General features: G+C 57.9%; 2 protein-coding genes. Both read left to right on the top strand.

All coding sequences use genetic code 11. The annotated features are described in order from the left end of the window. A partial coding sequence (locus J0I64_RS08325; RefSeq protein ID WP_291407123.1) for a copper chaperone PCu(A)C occupies positions 1–667 on the top strand: 667 nt, incomplete at its 5' end. Continuing rightward, positions 667–1,019: SCO family protein (locus J0I64_RS08320; protein ID WP_291407122.1), on the top strand; the 353-nt coding region annotated here is incomplete at its 3' end. The genes J0I64_RS08325 and J0I64_RS08320, both read left to right, overlap by 1 nt.

Here is a 1,019-nt window from a genome sequence, read left to right as displayed (position 1 = left end):
TGATGTCCTGGTTGAAGAGGCGGATGCAGCCGCTCGAAAAGAGTGTTCCTCAGAAAATCCCCTTCATCCCAGCGCTTGGAGCGCGAGCGCCACCCACGTTCTCCGTCTGACAGAAAAACGACCCGGCGTGTCACTGCGCCTCTTCTGTTGCATGGAGAAACCAATGCGCAATTTTATCCGTATCCTCGCGGCATCTGCTGCTCTTGTCTATTCCTCCACCGCGTTCGCTCACGAATTTAGCGTAGGCGACATCGTCATCAATCATCCTTGGACCCGTGCAACTTCACCGGCAGCAAAAGTTGGCGGCGGATACTTTGAAGCGGTCAACAACGGCACAGTCGACGACAGGCTTGTCGGCGCCAGTTCCCCTGCCGCATCTCGCGTCGAGATCCATAAAATGGAAATGGCCGACGGCATCATGAAGATGCGCCCGGTGCCGGATGGGATGGCGATTGCTGGCGGCGACAAGATTGAGCTCGCGCCAGGCGGCTATCACCTCATGCTGATCGATCTGACGGAGCCGATCAGGGAGGGCGACATGGTTCCGGTCACTCTTCAATTTGAGATGGCCGGTTCGGTAGAGGTAGAGCTCGTCGCAGGAGCCCTGGGTCAGGCGCAATCGGATCATCAGGGCGGCTCTGCGTTGTCGCATGATGGTGAAGATTGATGCGCGGGCGTACAGTCGGATTGCTCTCAGCGGGTGTGCTCGCCGTTGGGATGGCGTTGGTTGCCGTCACTATCATTGCCGAGAACAGGCAATCAGGTGTTCAGTCTCGAAGCACGGGCGTCGCTACGGTAGGCGGGCCTTTCAAGCTAACCGGAACTGAAGGGCAGACCGTCTCGGAGCAGGACCTCCTCGGTAAGCCGAGTGCTGTTTTCTTCGGCTTTACCTACTGCCCGGACGTCTGTCCGACCACTCTGTTCGAACTGACAACTCTGGCGGAACAACTCGGCTCAGAAGCAGACAAGCTCAATTTCGTGTTCGTCTCGGTAGATTCCGAGCGCGATGGGCCTGCGGA

It is taken from the genome of Devosia sp., from assembly GCF_017307565.1.
Lineage (GTDB): Bacteria > Pseudomonadota > Alphaproteobacteria > Rhizobiales > Devosiaceae > Devosia.
This window is presented reverse-complemented; position numbering and strand designations above follow the sequence as displayed.